Here is a 14,965-nt window from a genome sequence, read left to right as displayed (position 1 = left end):
ACGATCTCAGTCATGTCACATCCATGGCGATCAGAAGCGCGCCTGCGCGGAGAACAGCCCATGCGGACGCCACATCAGCACCAGCATCAGGGTCGCAAAGCCCACGGTGTCGCGGAACTGCAGTCCGACATAAGTCGCGACCAGGCTCTCCGCGATGCCGAGGATCATCGCCGCCACGAACGTGCCGCGGACGTTACCCAACCCGCCCATGATAATGATCGGCAGCGTCTTGAACGTGATGAGCTCCCCCATGCCGCCGTAGACGCTGACGTTCACGGGCGCTGTGAGCACGCCTGACAGGCCGGCCAGCGCCGCGCCGAGGATGAAGGTCCAGAGCGCGATATGGCGGACGTCGATGCCGACCACCGCGCAGCACTCGATGTTCTGCGAGACCGCCCGCATCGCCTTGCCCATCCGGCTATAGGTGACCATCAGCTCGAGGCCGACGAACACGATCAGGCCGATGACGATGATCAGGATGCGCTGCTCGGCCAAAGTGAAGCCGAACAGAGTCACCGGCTCGATATAGCCGCCGGAGAAGAACTTGTAGCCGCCGCCAAAGACCAGGATGACGGTGTTCTGCAGGATCAGGGCGACGCCCAGCGTCGCGAGCACGCCGGCCTCGGCCGGCGCCCCCACGATCCGCTGCATCACGAAGTTGCCGACCACCACGGCGATCACCGCGGTGGCAACCACGCCGATCACGACCGCCACCGGATACGGCAGATCGAAATACTCGATCGCGAACCAGGCCCCGAAGGTGCCGAGCATGTAATATTCGCCATGTGCAAAATTGATGGCGCGCAGCACGCCGAAGATCATCGTCATGCCGACGGCAACGATCGCATAAACCGATCCGGATACGATGCCGTTAACAATCTGCTCGATGATCGTATAGAACATGTGGTCTGCCGTCCCGTTGCCTTACTTGGGATAGTCGATCTCGGCCGAATAGGCTCCTTTGATGGCCGGCTTGCCGTTCTCGATCTCGAGCAGGATCATCGGCAGGCGCGCCTGATTGTGGTCGTCGAAGGTGACTTCGCCGACCGCGCTCGCATAGTGGATATTGGAGAGCGCGGTACGAACCTTCTCGCGGTCGATGCTCTGTGCCTGCTCGATTGCCTTGGCCAGAAGATGCGTCGTCTCCCAGTGCACATAGGCGTGATTGTTGGGCGCTTCGCGATACTCGGCGGTGAACTTGTCGACGAAGGCCTTGCTCTTCTCGGACTCATAGGCCGGAAGCCAGGCCGCGGCCTCGATTGCTCCCTCGAGCGCCTTCGGCGCCGCCTTGATGGAGCTCGCTGTATTGAACTCGGCGTTGCCGATCAGGGGGATCTTGCCGGCAATCCCGGTTTCGATCATTTGACGACCGACGATGGGTGTAGAATCGGCATTGCCATACATGATGATGGCCTGGGCGCCGGAATCGCGGATCTTGGACAGGACGCTGCGGAAATCGACCTCGCCTTCCTTGTAATAGTCTTCCGTCAAGATCTGACTCTTGAAGCGCGGCAGGTACTTCTTGGTAAACTCAATGGCCGCACGCCCGTAGTCGGTGTCGACCGATAGCACGGCGTATTTGGTAAATCCCTTCTTCTCGGCGGCGTATTGCAGCACGACGAGGGCGCGGTTTTCGTCGGTCGGATAATTACGATAGGTCCATTTGAATCCGCCGACGCCCGCCTTGTAGGTGATCTTCGGATTCGACGAGGCGGCATTGAGGAGAAGCACACCGGCGTCCTCCGCGACCGGCTGCATCGCGAGCGTTACCGAGCTCGAGACGTCGCCAATGATGAAGTCGACCTGGTCCTGATCGATGAGGCGCCGGGTTGCCGAAACACCCTCGACCGGGGTGCCTTGGCTGTCGCCGGCCAGGATGTTGATCTTGCGCCCGCCGACGCCGCCAGCGCCGTTGATTTCCTTCGCAGCCATCTGGGCGCCGCGCATCGAGAAGGCGCCGTAGCGGGCGTTCGGACCGCTCATCGGAGCGACAAGACCGAGCTTCACGGTGCCGTCCTCGCTTCGGGCGAAGGCGCCGGAGGAGACGGTCTGAAGTCCGATCAGAGCGGATCCGACACAAAATCCTCTGCGGCTTAGGTAGATCGTCATTTGCCCGCTCCGTTGCTGCTACAAAATAATGCGTCCGCGAACTCCCCCACTTTTGTGGTCTTGCCCTGGGAATTTTTTTGCTGCGGCCGACGGTAAAAAATAGATTTACGTTCGATGACAGGGGAAGCACGACTGCGGTCTGCCGCCATAGCGAATTCTTATGGCGCCCCTGAGTTCTGCCGATTTGCCGCGCTCGATATGCAGCCAGCGCGCGCGAGAGACTGCTAAGAAATGCCGCTTGAATCACGTTTCGCGTTGTGATCGCTTCCGAACGGCCTCTTTCGCCTCGCGCGCGGAACCGGAGCGAAAGGCGCTTCTGCTACTCCGCGCCTCGACCGAAATCGTCGAACAGTACAGGCGGACGAACAGTCCAGTGCCCCGGTGCGGCGCCACCCACATCGAAAGGCCTGATCACGTTAGCTGTGATGAGATTTTTCTTGATCTCCCGGTGCACACGTCGTGCACACGGCGCCATCTAACTAACTGAAAATCTTGAACTCTCGCTCCAATCCATTACTGGCCAATTTCAGCAAGCTTCGGCCAAACGCCTCCAACTAGAGCAAGCTTCAAAAAACAGTCGACGGATGGCTACGGCGTAGTGTGCCGACTTTGCACGTCGATGGTCATTTCTGAAACGGCGATGGCCAAAACGCGGCCGGCAAATACATCCCCGCAAGGGATACGCTTGCTCGGGTGACGAACTCTCTCCAGGACATGGAGGCTGCTGGAACGGTTGGCGATAGCCGCCGGCCCCATCAGGATCGGGCAAGAGCGAATTCGGGTCCAGTCTCGGCTGGATCGGTCACCCCGACCGTATGATAGGCGCGGCCAAAATAGATCAGATTGTCGGTGCAGCCGGATCGTTGCAGGGCCACGATGCGGCAGAGCAGCACGTCATGCGTGCCGACATTGACGATATCGGCAATCCGGCAGTCGAACGCGGCGGCGCAGTCGGCTAGCACCGGCGCACCGGTTTCGAGTGTCGACCACGCGGCCGCGGCAAACCGTTCTTCGGCGGGCAGTTTGCCGCCGAACAGCCGGGACAATTGCTCGTGCCGGGCCGACAGCACGTTGACGCAGACCGCCTTGTTGCCGATCACGCTGGCATAGGCCGAGGAGGCGCGATTGATGCAGACCAGCAGCGTCGGCGGATCGTCGGTGACGCTGCAAATCGCAGACGCGGTAAATCCGGCACGGCCCGCGCTGCCGTCGGTCGTGACGACGCTGACGGCGGCACCAAGACAGGCCATCGCGTCGCGGTAGTCCTGAGGGGCCACGTCCTGCATCGGCGTCCTCACGTCTCGATGGCAGGCGCGAACGCCAGCCCGCGCAGCACCTGCGCCAGCACGGAAGCGCCGGCGGCAACATGATCGGGCTCGGCCCATTCGTGCTCGACATGGCTTGCACCGTCACGGCACGGGATGAAGATCATCGCAGCCGGAAAGATTTTTGCGAGATGACGGGCGTCGTGACCGGCGGCGGAGAGGATTTCCATGGCGGAATGCCCCTGCTCTCGCGCGGCCTCTGCGATGCTTGCCCGCAGGCGCGAATCGAAAGCGTTTGACGGTGCATTGACGAGCGGCGTCACCGTGACCATGCAAGGTGCAGCGTTCTCCTGGCAAAGAATCGCGATACGCACACCCGCGGCATCGAGCACCGCATTGTCAGGGTGACGCAGATCGATGCTGAAGCTGACGCGTGACGGCACCACCGACGGCGCATTCGGAACCACGACAACGCGGCCGATGGTGAACTTGATCTCGGCATCGATTGTGCCGATCTCCGCATGGAGCGCCGACGCCATCCGCGCAAAGGCCGCGAGCGCATCTCGCCTCTCCCGCTGCGCCAGTGTGCCAGCGTGTCCCTCGGCACCCTCGACCACCACCTGAAAGGTCTTCTTGCCCTGGATGCCGGTGACGACCCCAATCGTGCAGCCGGCCGCCTCCAGCAGCGGTCCCTGCTCGATGTGCAATTCGAGATAGGCACTGGCGGCGAAACCGAGCGGCCTGTGCGGCATAACAGGAAAAGCCTCGTGGAAGCGATCGAGCGCCTCGCCGACGCTGACGCCGTCGGCATCGCGCGCGGCGCGGATCGCGTCCATGTCGCGCTCGCCGGTAAAGGCCTCCGAGCCCATCATCCCCGGGGCGAAGCGCGAGCCCTCCTCGTTCATCCAGGCGACCACGATGATGTCGCGCGCGGGCGCGTCCCCTTGCTCCGCGAGTGAGATGACCGCCTCCAACGCCGCCATCACGCCGGCCGCACCGTCAAATTTGCCACCGGTCGGCTGGCTGTCGAGATGACTGCCAATGAGAAACGGCGGCGCGGCGCGATCGCAGCCAGCCAGCGTCAGGAACAGGTTGCCCGCCGCATCGGTCGACGGTGTCAAATCTGCCTCGCGGGCCCAGCCGATGACGCGACGCCATGCGGCAATCTCGCCGTCGCTCAGCGCCTGACGATTAACCCCGCCGGCCGGCGTCGCGCCGATCTCGGCGAGCGCCATCAGCCGCGTCCAGAGCCGATCAGCGTTGATCAGGGGCTGGCTCGTCATCGACTACTTCGTGCGCATGATCTGGCCCGGCAGCGCGCGCGGATCGCGTGGCAGCCAGCGCCCGACCTCGACCTGGGCGATGAACTCGGCGAGCAGCGCGTTGAACGCCGCCGGCTCTTCCAGATTGAGCGTGTGGCCGGTCTTGGGGAAGACCGAGAGACCACAGGCCGGAATGGTCTTCTTCAGGAAGATGCCGGGCTGGAGGCAGTGATCGTCCTCGTCGCCGACGACGACCAGCGTCGGCACCATCATTGTCTTCAGGCCTTCTTCGAGATCGTAGAATGACGGCCGCCGCGCCTGAACACCGCGCATAGTGTTGGCAGCGCCGCGATCGGAATGGGTGGCGAGGAGATCGGCGAATTCCTGCCAGCCGCGCGGATCCTTGTTCTGGAACTGCACCCGGCTCCCACCGAGCGCGTAGATCTTCGCGAATTCCTTCGCACCCTGCTTCTCGAAATTGTCGGCGACCTCGAGCGAGACGCCGCGAAAATACTCCTCGAACTCCTTCTCGCAGCCATAACCGGCACCGGCCACGGTGAGCGACAAAGCGCGCTCCGGCGTGCGCAGGCCGAAATGCACCGTGCAGAAGCCCCCCATGGAAAGGCCGACGATGTGCGCCTTCTTGATCTTGAGCGCGTCGAGCACGGCGATTGCATCGTCAGCGGCAATCGCCTGCGAATAGGCCTCCACGCTGTCTGGCACATCCGACGGCGGATAGCCGCGCGCTGCGTAGGTGATGCAGCGGTGGCGCCGGCTGAAATAGCGCAGCTGCGGCTCCCAGCTTGCGTGATTGCCGCCGAACTCGTGGATAAAGAGGATCGGCGTGCCCTCGCCCGCCTCTTCGACATGCAGCTTCACGCCGTCCTTCGCTGTGATCATCGTCATCGGCATCGTCCCTAGAATTGCGGCGGCAGATCGTTGAGCATGCGCGCCTGCGCGACCATCTCCGGCAGCAGTGTGCAGAGTTTTTCGACCCACATTTGCGGCACGGAGGTGCTGATCTTGACGAAGCGGTCGCCGAAGCGCTGCGTATGATACGTGCCCTGGCGGATCATGATGCCCTGCCGGCGATAGCACTCGACCAGCGCCTCGGGACGGATGCCCGCCGCGATGGTCTCCAGCACCAGAAAGTTTCCGTGCGAGGGCATGATCGGCAGCGCCAGCCCTTCGATCGTGGCCGCCGCCTCCTGGATCATCGCCTTGTTGGCGCGGTCGGTGCTGCGCACCTTCTTCATCCATTCGGCCTTGACGGAAAGCCCCGCCTGCGCCGCACGCTGGGCGATGACGCTGGCACCGAGCACGCTCGTGGAGGTCTGCGCCAGTTCCTCGAACAGATCAGGCGCGGCGACCAGAGCGCCGATGCGCAAGCCAGCGAGCCCGAGCCATTTCGAAAAGCTGGTCGAGACCACCGAGCCTTTCGGGGCGACATGGAGCGCCGGCGTGTGGCCGTCGGCAAAGTCGCGGTAGGTGCAGTCATGCACCAGCAGCGCACCGCAATCGCGCGCGATCGCGGCAAAGCTCTCGATCTCCTCGCGGGTGTAGCGGATGCCGAGGGGATTGTTGGGATCGACGAGATAGATGACCGCGGTACGCTCATCAACATTCGCCTTCAACGCCTCAGGCGTCAGGCGGTAGTTGCAGGCGGGATCGTAGATCGGAATCTCGATCACCTCGGAGCCCTGCTGGCGCGCGAACAGGCACGGCCACTTCCAGGTCGGATCGGTCGTCACCAGCGTGGTGCCGGGCTTGCAACGCGCACGGCAGATCATCGCCAGCGCGTTGACGCCCCCCTCGGTCACCAACGCTTCTGCGTCAGGCACACCGAGATCGGCGACGATCGCGGCGCGCAACGCCTCGAAGCCGAGCGGCGGGGCATAGGCATTGAACTCGCCCGCCTCGATCGAGCGTAGCATCGCCTCGCGCACGGCGGGATGGCTCTCGATGTGATTGGTGTTCTGGCCGAGCCAATAGAGCCCCGGCGTCGCCGAGAGCTCGTCGAAATAGCGGTTGCGGACCAGTGCCGTGGATTGAGGCTTCGACATCGATGCCTCAGATCACCGAGCCGCGCGCGGCAATGCCGCCGTCGATCGTCACGACCGTGCCGGTGATGTAGCCGGACCGCGGCGAAGACAGGAAGGCGACGAGATCGGCGACTTCTTCCGAGGTCGCGGGCCGCTTGCCCGGATATTTGTCGAACAGTTCCTCCCAGCGGCCTTCGTCACCAAGCATGTCGATCGCCTTGCGCTTCATGATCTTGAGCATGCGATCGGTTGCAACCGGTCCCGGATTGACCGCGACGACGCGGACGCCGTGATCGAGGCTGCGGCCGCCGAGCGCCTTGGTGAAGGACATCAGCGCCGCGTTGCCGGTGGAGCCTGCAATGTAGCTGGCGTCCCAGTTCTCACCGGAATTGCCGATGATGTTGATGATGACGCCGTCCTTGCCCTTCATGCGCGGATAATAGAGACGCGACAGCGTGATGTAGCCGAACACCTTGAGATCGAAGCCGCGGCGCCAGGCGGCGTCGTCGAGGATCTCCAGCGAACCGGCCGGGATGTCGCCGGCATTGTTGATGAGGATGTCGATGTCGCCGACTTCGGCCGCGAGCTTCTCCATCGCAGCCGTGCTCGACAGGTCGAGCGCGTGGATGGTGATCTTCACGCCAAAGCGGGCTTCCAGGTCGCGCTTGGCCTGGAGCATCGCTTCGCCGTTGCGGGCGGCGAGATGCAAATGACACCCCTCCGCGGCGAAGAGCTCGGCCACCGCAAGTCCAATTCCTTTCGACGCGCCGGTGATCAGGGCGGTCTTGTTCGTCAGCTTCAGGTCCACTCCGGGTCTCCAGGATGCAAGCTAGATATACAAGGTCTAGCAATTTGCATACCAAGCGACATCAAGGGTCATTCGAAGGCGGCCAGGAAGTCCAGGAGGTTGTCGCCAAGCAGGTTGACGTGGTCGCGCATGGTGCTGTGCGCCCGCTCCGGATCATGGGCCAGGATCGCCTGCATGATCGCCTCATGCTCGCGGACAGTGTCGGCGATCCGGTTCGGCATCCGCGTCACCCGGCGGCGATAGGCGGCCACCTGGTTACGCAGCTTGCGGGTCTGGTCGGCGAGGAAAGTGTTGCGCGAAGCCTCGTAGATCGCTTCGTGGAATTCCTGGTTGATGTCGTAGAAGACGTCGATGTCGCCGGTTTCGCCCGCCGCCACAAGCCGCTGGTGAATCTCGCCAATTTCAGTGCCCCAGGCCTGCGAGACGCGCCGGGCGGCGAGCCGCGCGCAGAGCCCCTCCAGCTCCGCCATGACCTGGAACATCTCGATCAGCGCTTGCGCCTTGATGCTGCGGACCGTTGCCCCCTGCCGGCCGCGCAGCTCGACCAGATTGTTAGCGGCCATCAGGCGGAACGCCTCCCGCACCGGCGTGCGCGAGACGCCGAAGCGCTGGGCGATCTCCTGTTCGTCGAGCCGGCTGCCCGGCTCGAGATGACCCGCCGCGATCGCGCCCTCGAGCTTCTGGCGCAGGTTCTCGGCGAGCGTCATGCCGGGGCTCGGCGCCAGGGACTCCTGCCCGTTTTTCGCGCGTCTGCCTCCGACCTGTGCACCAATATCCGCCATTATGTTTCTCCGATATCAATATAAGTATACAAAACGGCACCCATCCTCCAGCGAAACGTCTGATTTTCTCTCGGAAGCGCGCGGAACTCCGCCATATTCGCCTGTCGATCTCGCAAGTCTTATGCCGGATTTGCCCAGGAATCGCACTGGCACACGAGTTGCTAAGAGATTTCGACGCGGTCCGCTTTCGTATGCGAATGGCCGCCTCCATTATACAAGGACATCCCGGTGCAGGCTGCCCGCCTCCCCAATCCCGGACCGGCCATCGAAGCCCCGCAGGCCCACCCGAAGCCTGAGCCGCTGCTTGAACTGCGTGCGGTCAACAAGACCTTCGGCTCCGTCACGGCGCTTTCGGGACTTGAGGCGAGCGTCGCCTCCGGCGAGTTCGTCACCGTCGTCGGCCCAAGCGGCTGCGGCAAGAGCACCCTCTTCAACATCGTCGCTGGCCTCGAGGAACCGGACGCCGGCGGCATCCTGCGCTTCGAAGGCTGCCATTCGGCCGACCTGCTCGGCCGCGTCTCCTTTATGCCGCAGCGCGATTTGCTGTTCCCCTGGCGCAACGTGGTGGACAACGCCATCCTCGCGCTCGAGGTCGAAGGCATGCCGCGCGACCAAGCGCGCGCCAAGGCGCTGAGGATGTTGCCCGAGTTCGGGCTCGCCGGCTTCGAGAAGCAATATCCCAACCAATTGTCGGGCGGCATGCGCCAGCGCGTCGCCTTGATGCGCACCTTCCTGTTCGAGCGCGACCTGATGCTGCTGGACGAGCCGTTCGGCGCGCTCGACGCGCTGACGCGGGCGATGATGCAGCGCTGGCTCGACGTCTGGCAGAAATACCGCCGCACCATTCTCTTCATCACCCACGACGTCGACGAGGCGATCTTCCTTGGCGACCGCGTGCTGGTCATGACCGCACGTCCTGGCTCGGTGAAGCTCGAACAGGTCGTCGATCTTCCCCGCCCGCGTCGACCCGAGATCGTCACCTCTCAGGAATTCGTGCGCCTCAAGCGCACGCTGCTCGATGCGATCGAGGAGGAAAGCATGAAATCGTTCCAATCCTCCATCGCGCAGGAGAAGACGCCGTGACCGCGATGTCAGCGAGAGAGGCCGCACCGCGCGGTATCGAACCGGCCGAATGGGATGCTCGGATCAAGCTCGCGGCCTGCTATCGCATGGTCGCCAAGCTCGGCATGGACGATTTGATCTATAACCACATCTCCCTGCGCGTGCCCGGCCACGACGACCAGTTCCTCATCAATCCCTACGGCCTGCTGTTCGACGAGATCACGGCGTCGAGCTTGGTGAAGATTGACACCAGGGGTAACAAGCTCGACGACACGCCGCAGGCGGTGAACGTCGCAGCCTTCGTCATCCATGCGGCGATTCACACCTCGAACCACGACGCGGCCTGCGTGCTGCACACCCATTCCGACGCGAGCGTCGCGGTTTCCGGACAGGAGAAGGGCCTGTTGCCGCTCAGCCAGTTCGCGATGCGCTTCTACGACCGCCAGGCCTTCCACGACTACGAAGGCGTCGCCATCGACCTCGACGAGCAGGTCCGCCTGGTGCGCGATCTCGGCCCGCACAAGGTGATGCTGATGCGCAACCACGGCATCCTCACCGTCGGCCGGACGCCGGGCGAGGCTTTCATGCTGCTTTATTATTTCGAGCGTGCCGCGCGGATCCAGCTCCAGATGCAGGCGGCGGCTGCTGCCGGCGCCAAGCTGGTAATGCCGCCGCACGAGGTCTGCCAGAAGGCCGCGCGTCAGTTCTGGGAATTGCAGGGCGACATCCTCGTGCCCGGCGAACGCGAATGGCCGGCGCTGATGCGCCAGCTCGACCGCACCGATCCATCCTATCGCAATTGATTTTCACCGCCTGGAGTATGACCATGTTGAGCCGACGCCACGCCATCTCCGTCCTCTCCGCCATCGCACTGGCGACCGGCTCGCTTGTCACGGCTGCGCCCGCAGCCGACTTGCAGAAGGCGAGCCTGCGGTTGAAATGGCTGCCGCAGGCGCAGTTCGCCGGCTTTTACGTCGCGGCGGCCAAGGGCTATTACAAGGCCGAGGGCATCGACCTCACCATCAATCCCGGCGGGCCCAACCTGCTGACCGAAAACCTTGTCGCGACCGGCGCCGATTCGTTCGGCCTGTCCGGCGGCACCGACAGCGTGTTCGCGGCGCGCGACAAGGGGCTGCCGATCGTCTGCATCGGCGTATCGCACCAGATCACCCCCTTCATCTTCGTCACCCGCAAGGACGGGCCGGTGAAGACGATTCAGGATTTCAAGGGCAAGACGGTCACCACCTGGTTCACCGGCGCCAACCATGTGCTCAACGGCATGCTGGCCAAGGAAGGCATCAAGCCGGATGAATTGAAGATCCAGCCGCAGCAGGTTTCGGTCACGCCGTTCGTCGACGGCAACGTCGACGTCATCACGGCGACCTATTACAACGAGTACTACAGCATCCAGTCGCGCATGCCGAAGGATAGCCTGAAGATCTTCGTCGCCGAGGACTACGGCATCACCTTCCCGCGCGACACGCTGATCGTGGCCGAAGCGACCGCCAAGGAGAAGCCGGAGCTGGTCAAGGCCTTCCTGCGGGCGTCGCTGATGGGCTGGAAGGACGCCTTCGCAGACCCCAAGGGCGCCGTCGATACCGTGATGGCCGCAGCCCCTACCCTCGATCGCGCGCAGCAGGAATTCATGCTCACCGAAGTGAAGCGCCTGATGACCGCTGGCACGGCGGCAAAGAACGGCATGTTCTGGATCGATGCCGATGCGGTGAAGACCGCTCACGACTTCTTCCTGAAATATGGCGTGATCTCCAAGCCGGTCGATCTCGCCGCCGCCTATGATGCAAGCTTCATCCAGAGCATCCCGGCGGCGGACCGGCTACCGTGAGCAGTCCTGCCGCCACATCGCTTGGTGATGGCCGCGCGGCTGCGCGGTCGATCGCAATGCCGGATTCGCTGCGCAAGCTGATCCGGCTGCTGGTCGGGCTCGCCATCGCGGCAATGATCTGGGAAGGCGCGGTGCTGCTGTTCGGCATCCGGCCCTATTACCTGCCGCGCCTCAGCACGATCCTGACGGCGATGGCGGCGACGCCGCGCGCCTATGTCGACGGTTTCCTGCGTACGCTCGCGGAGACGCTGATCGGCTTTGCCTCCGGCGGCGCGTTCGGCGTGCTCATGGGTGTCGCGTTTTTCCGCGTCCGCGCGCTGCGCGAGATGATCTTTCCGATTTTCGTGGTGTCGCAGACCATTCCGGTCATCGCCTTCGGCGCGCTGGTGGTGCTGTGGTTCGGCAACACACTGCTCGCCAAGGCGATCATCGCGTTCTACCTGACCTTCTTTCCGGTGACGGTGAACACGCTGCTGGGCCTCGAGACCGTCGATCCCAGGCAAGTCGACCTGATGCGCAGCTTCGGCGCCTCCAATCGCCAGCTCCTGCTTCGTTTACAGCTTCCGACAGCACTGCCGCAGATCTTCGTGGCGTTGCGCCTTGCCGCATCGCTGAGTCTCGTCGGCGCCATCGTCGGCGAATGGTTCGGCGACACCACGGGGCTCGGCGTGCTGCTGCTCCAGGCGATGTTCACCGAAAATGTCGTTGCGATCTGGGCTGCCCTGCTGGCTGCGGCCCTGCTCGGAACCGGGTTCTATGCGGTGGTCGCCGCGGTCGAGCGCCGGCTCGTGTTCTGGAACGCCGAGCAATGAGCCGCGCCCTTGCCTCACCCTCGCTCGCCGTCCAGCGCGGCATTCTGGGTGCCGTCCTCCTGGTCGCATGCTGGGAAGGCGCCGCGCGCGGACTGCATCTGCCGGCCTATGTTCTCCCCGCCGTCAGCGACATCCTCGCGGGCCTCTGGTCCAAGCGGGCAACGCTCATCGACGCCGCCGGCTACACCCTGCTCGAAGCGCTGGTCGGTTACGGGCTCGGCTGCCTGATCGGGATCGGCCTCGCCGTCGCCATCGCACTGGCACCGGCTCTGCGAACCGCGATCCTGCCGCTCGCAACGGCGATCAATTCGGTACCGGTGGTCGGCTATTCGCCGCTGATCCTGCTCTGGTTCGGCATCGGCGTCAGCTCGAAGATCGTGATGGTGGCGATGGCGGTGAGCTTCACCATCCTGCTCTCGATGCTGGCCGGGCTCGACCGGGTCGATCGTCGCGCCGTCGACCTCATGAAGAGCTTTGGCGCCAGTCGCTTCGGCGTGCTGTGGCGCCTGCGCCTGCCGACCGCGTTGCCGCTGCTGCTGGCCGGCATGCGCGTCTCCACGGTGCGCAGCGTGATTGTTGCGATCGTCACCGAAATGCTCGGCGCGCATGGCGGGCTCGGCTGGGTGATCTACCAGGCCGTGCTCCAGATCGACTTCGTCCAGGTCTGGGCGGCGATCTTCGTGGCGTCCGCCGCGAGCCTCGCCTTCTTCGGCCTGATCGGCTTCCTCGAACGCAAGATCCTGTTCTGGACATGACGCCATGAAACGACAGATGCATCTCGGCCTGTTCATCCTGGGCACCGGCAGTCATGTCGCGGGCTGGCGCTATCCCGGCGCGGTCGACAGCTTCCAGGACTTTGCCTCGATCCAGCAGATCGGCCGCACTGCCGAGCATGGCAAGTTCGACCTGATCTTCATGGGCGACAATCTCTATGCCGATGCGGCCGCCCATCCCTCCTACACGCTGCGGCTTGAGCCGCTGACCATGCTGGCCGCACTCGCGACCTCGACCAGCCACATCGGCCTCGGCGCGACCGTCTCCACCACCTACAGCGATCCATTCTCGGTCGCGCGCGTTTTTGCATCCCTCGATCACATCTCGAAAGGCCGCGCGGCGTGGAACGCGGTGACGACCGCCAATCCGGCAACGGCGGCGAATTTCGGCACCACCCATCCCGACCACGCTCGCCGCTACGAGATGGCCGGCGAGTTCCTGGACGTGGTCAAAGGCCTGTGGGACGGCTGGGCGGACGACGCCATTGTCGCCGACCGCACCAGCGGCGTCTACATTGATCCGGCGAAGCTGCGCGCGATCGACCATGACGGCGCGTTCTTCAAGGTGAAGGGCCCGCTCAACATCGGCCGCAGCCCGCAAGGCCGCCCCGTCGTGCTGCAAGCCGGCGGCTCCGAGGCCGGCCAAGCGCTTGCCGCGCGGACCGCCGATATCGTGTTCTCGGTGGTGCAGGACATCGAGGAAGCCAAGGCCGGCTATGCCTCGCTGAAGACGCGGCTGCCGGCGTTCGACCGCAGGCCGGAGGATGTCACGGTGCTGCCGGGCGTGATGCCCGTCGTCGGGCGCACCGACAAGGAGGCGTTCGAGAAGCTCAACGTGCTCCAGAGCTTTGTCAGCGGCAGCAACGCACTCGCCATCCTGTCCGACCGCTTCGGCCAGGACATGTCGGCCTACGATCTCGACGGACCGATCCCGGACATCTCGCCGTCCGACAGCTATCACAGCTTCGCCAGCGTCATGCTCGCCAAGGGCCGCCGCGAGAACATGACGCTGCGCGACCTCTACAATCTCACCGCCGCCGCCCGCGGCCATTGGGTGCTGTGCGGCTCCGCCGAGCGCATCGCCGACACGCTACAGCTCTGGTTCGAGGAACACGCCGCCGACGGCTTCAACGTCATGCCGCCCTATTTCCACGAAGGGTTCGAGGATTTCGTCCAGCTCGTGGTTCCTCTTCTGCAGGAACGCGGTCTGTTCCGCGCTGAGTATGAAGGCACAACATTGCGCGATCACCTCGGCCTGCAGAGGCCCGGGAATGCGTTCTTCGAGCCCTAGAGTTCGATGCAGATCGCAGACCTTCCGCACCAAGGTTGCGTAGGATCCATTCCCGCGACCTACTTGCGCTTTCCTCTTGGGCCAGACGCGCAACTTCTGCGGAGTCATATCAATACAAGATATCGACCCACACTGGCCTTCAAAGGATTTTTCTTGGTCTATCGGTGCACACGTCGTGCACACACCGGCTTCTAACCAATTGAAAAACTTGGGGTCTCGTTCCAATCCATCATGGGCAAGTTTGAGCTAGCTTCAGACGAACGGCGCAAATCAGAGAAAGCTTCATCAAATAGCTAGTCCGCGCTCCGTCGCTAGCCTTGCATCGACGCCTGGCAGCTTTTTTGGGGATCCGCCACGAGAACGTGCTTGGCAACCGGCCGACGGAGGTAGCCGCACGTATGACCACAGGGAAGCAGGCTAGCTGTATCCTGGCGCGAATGAGACACACACCCCGCGTTCTCGCGGCGGATTTCTCCCGAGCTTTGCATCTCCGCCTGCCCTCTCAGTCAAGAGGGCGCAGGGAAGGTCGGTGCCGGCTGGCACCCGCGGTCCGCTGCGCGAAAGGACACGCAGGAAGAACCGCACAGCAGCATACAGGTGAAGCCCAACACACAGCCTTCCCTGCGCAGTGGTCGGACGGCTTATGCCGCGCTCTCCCGGGAGCCGAGTTCCTTCTGGCCTCCCTCGCCCCAGCGAAATTCACCGGCATCGCGCCGGTTGACGCGATTGTCGCCTCCGCAAGAGCTTGCAACGACGGCCAGGACCACACGTCTATATTTTGGCGTTCGGTGAAACACGCTGAAACTGGGAAAACTCTTTAAAACGAGTGCTTTTCGACCAGCCTGATGCGGGCTGTTTCAGCGGGCTTCACCAAAATAAGGGCCCGGCCCTAAGCCTTTCAGCGTCCGCACGACAA

General features: G+C 63.6%; 14 protein-coding genes. 6 read left to right on the top strand and 8 right to left on the bottom strand.

What is annotated here, in order from left to right:
* Nucleotides 1-30: 30 nt before the first annotated feature.
* The 8 genes from AC0L3X_RS39445 to AC0L3X_RS39410 all read right to left on the bottom strand — a co-directional run bounded on the left by AC0L3X_RS39445 (nt 31) and on the right by AC0L3X_RS39410 (nt 8,268).
* The gene (locus AC0L3X_RS39445; protein WP_085404133.1) at nt 31-903 is read right to left on the bottom strand and encodes a branched-chain amino acid ABC transporter permease; all 873 of its coding nucleotides are present in this window, start codon (nt 901-903) and stop codon (nt 31-33) included.
* 21 nt (nt 904-924) lie between these two features.
* A complete protein-coding gene (locus AC0L3X_RS39440; protein ID WP_085404134.1) occupies nt 925-2,109 on the bottom strand; it encodes an ABC transporter substrate-binding protein in 1,185 nt (394 codons plus the stop codon).
* 755 nt (nt 2,110-2,864) lie between these two features.
* The gene (locus tag AC0L3X_RS39435) at nt 2,865-3,395 is read right to left on the bottom strand and encodes a flavin reductase (protein ID WP_063984121.1); all 531 of its coding nucleotides are present in this window, start codon (nt 3,393-3,395) and stop codon (nt 2,865-2,867) included.
* Nucleotides 3,396-3,403: 8 nt separating this feature from the next.
* Nucleotides 3,404-4,657, bottom strand: coding sequence for a Zn-dependent hydrolase (locus AC0L3X_RS39430; protein WP_063984122.1), 1,254 nt, complete (start codon nt 4,655-4,657; stop codon nt 3,404-3,406).
* 3 nt (nt 4,658-4,660) lie between these two features.
* Entirely contained in the window at nt 4,661-5,542 is an 882-nt protein-coding gene (locus tag AC0L3X_RS39425; RefSeq protein WP_063986483.1) for an alpha/beta fold hydrolase, read from the bottom strand.
* Nucleotides 5,543-5,553: 11 nt separating this feature from the next.
* Nucleotides 5,554-6,699, bottom strand: a complete 1,146-nt coding sequence (locus tag AC0L3X_RS39420; protein ID WP_063984123.1) for a pyridoxal phosphate-dependent aminotransferase — start codon at nt 6,697-6,699, stop codon at nt 5,554-5,556.
* A gap of 7 nt (nt 6,700-6,706) precedes the next feature.
* Complete coding sequence (locus AC0L3X_RS39415) at nt 6,707-7,486, bottom strand: SDR family oxidoreductase (RefSeq protein ID WP_063984124.1); 780 nt, start codon at nt 7,484-7,486, stop codon at nt 6,707-6,709.
* 68 nt (nt 7,487-7,554) lie between these two features.
* Nucleotides 7,555-8,268, bottom strand: a complete 714-nt coding sequence (locus AC0L3X_RS39410) for a GntR family transcriptional regulator (RefSeq protein WP_063984125.1) — start codon at nt 8,266-8,268, stop codon at nt 7,555-7,557.
* 228 nt (nt 8,269-8,496) lie between these two features.
* On the opposite strand from AC0L3X_RS39410, the gene AC0L3X_RS39405 reads away from it, so the two are divergent.
* Genes AC0L3X_RS39405 through AC0L3X_RS39380 form a run of 6 tightly spaced genes read left to right on the top strand, consistent with a single transcriptional unit; the run spans nt 8,497 to nt 14,049 of the window.
* Nucleotides 8,497-9,351 (top strand): ABC transporter ATP-binding protein, encoded by an 855-nt coding sequence (locus AC0L3X_RS39405; RefSeq protein WP_473317314.1) that lies wholly within the window; start codon nt 8,497-8,499, stop codon nt 9,349-9,351.
* Complete coding sequence (locus AC0L3X_RS39400; RefSeq protein WP_084795200.1) at nt 9,348-10,133, top strand: class II aldolase/adducin family protein; 786 nt, start codon at nt 9,348-9,350, stop codon at nt 10,131-10,133. Before AC0L3X_RS39405 ends, AC0L3X_RS39400 begins: the two co-directional genes overlap by 4 nt.
* 23 nt (nt 10,134-10,156) lie before the next feature.
* On the top strand, nt 10,157-11,173 hold the full coding sequence (locus AC0L3X_RS39395) for an ABC transporter substrate-binding protein (RefSeq protein ID WP_063986486.1): 1,017 nt from the start codon (nt 10,157-10,159) through the stop codon (nt 11,171-11,173).
* A complete protein-coding gene (locus AC0L3X_RS39390) occupies nt 11,170-11,985 on the top strand; it encodes an ABC transporter permease (protein ID WP_063984126.1) in 816 nt (271 codons plus the stop codon). The genes AC0L3X_RS39395 and AC0L3X_RS39390 overlap by 4 nt, the downstream gene beginning before the upstream one ends.
* Nucleotides 11,982-12,740, top strand: a complete 759-nt coding sequence (locus AC0L3X_RS39385) for an ABC transporter permease (RefSeq protein ID WP_063984127.1) — start codon at nt 11,982-11,984, stop codon at nt 12,738-12,740. Before AC0L3X_RS39390 ends, AC0L3X_RS39385 begins: the two co-directional genes overlap by 4 nt.
* Before the next feature lie 4 nt (nt 12,741-12,744).
* Nucleotides 12,745-14,049, top strand: coding sequence for an LLM class flavin-dependent oxidoreductase (locus AC0L3X_RS39380; protein WP_231144546.1), 1,305 nt, complete (start codon nt 12,745-12,747; stop codon nt 14,047-14,049).
* The last annotated feature ends 916 nt before the right edge of the window (nt 14,050-14,965 follow it).

The sequence above is a fragment of the Bradyrhizobium sp. MI1.7 genome (assembly GCF_055811795.1).
This window is presented reverse-complemented; position numbering and strand designations above follow the sequence as displayed.

Bases quoted from the DNA above. Each gene is read 5' to 3' on its own strand.
- AC0L3X_RS39425 (WP_063986483.1), bottom strand. From the start codon at position 5,542: ATGACGATGATCACAGCGAAGGACGGCGTGAAGCTGCATGTCGAAGAG.
- AC0L3X_RS39395 (WP_063986486.1), top strand. From the start codon at position 10,157: ATGTTGAGCCGACGCCACGCCATCTCCGTCCTCTCCGCCATCGCACTG.
- AC0L3X_RS39380 (WP_231144546.1), top strand. From the start codon at position 12,745: ATGAAACGACAGATGCATCTCGGCCTGTTCATCCTGGGCACCGGCAGT.
- AC0L3X_RS39385 (WP_063984127.1), top strand. From the start codon at position 11,982: ATGAGCCGCGCCCTTGCCTCACCCTCGCTCGCCGTCCAGCGCGGCATT.
- AC0L3X_RS39435 (WP_063984121.1), bottom strand. From the start codon at position 3,395: ATGCAGGACGTGGCCCCTCAGGACTACCGCGACGCGATGGCCTGTCTT.
- AC0L3X_RS39410 (WP_063984125.1), bottom strand. From the start codon at position 8,268: ATGGCGGATATTGGTGCACAGGTCGGAGGCAGACGCGCGAAAAACGGG.
- AC0L3X_RS39420 (WP_063984123.1), bottom strand. From the start codon at position 6,699: ATGTCGAAGCCTCAATCCACGGCACTGGTCCGCAACCGCTATTTCGAC.
- AC0L3X_RS39430 (WP_063984122.1), bottom strand. From the start codon at position 4,657: ATGACGAGCCAGCCCCTGATCAACGCTGATCGGCTCTGGACGCGGCTG.
- AC0L3X_RS39445 (WP_085404133.1), bottom strand. From the start codon at position 903: ATGTTCTATACGATCATCGAGCAGATTGTTAACGGCATCGTATCCGGA.
- AC0L3X_RS39440 (WP_085404134.1), bottom strand. From the start codon at position 2,109: ATGACGATCTACCTAAGCCGCAGAGGATTTTGTGTCGGATCCGCTCTG.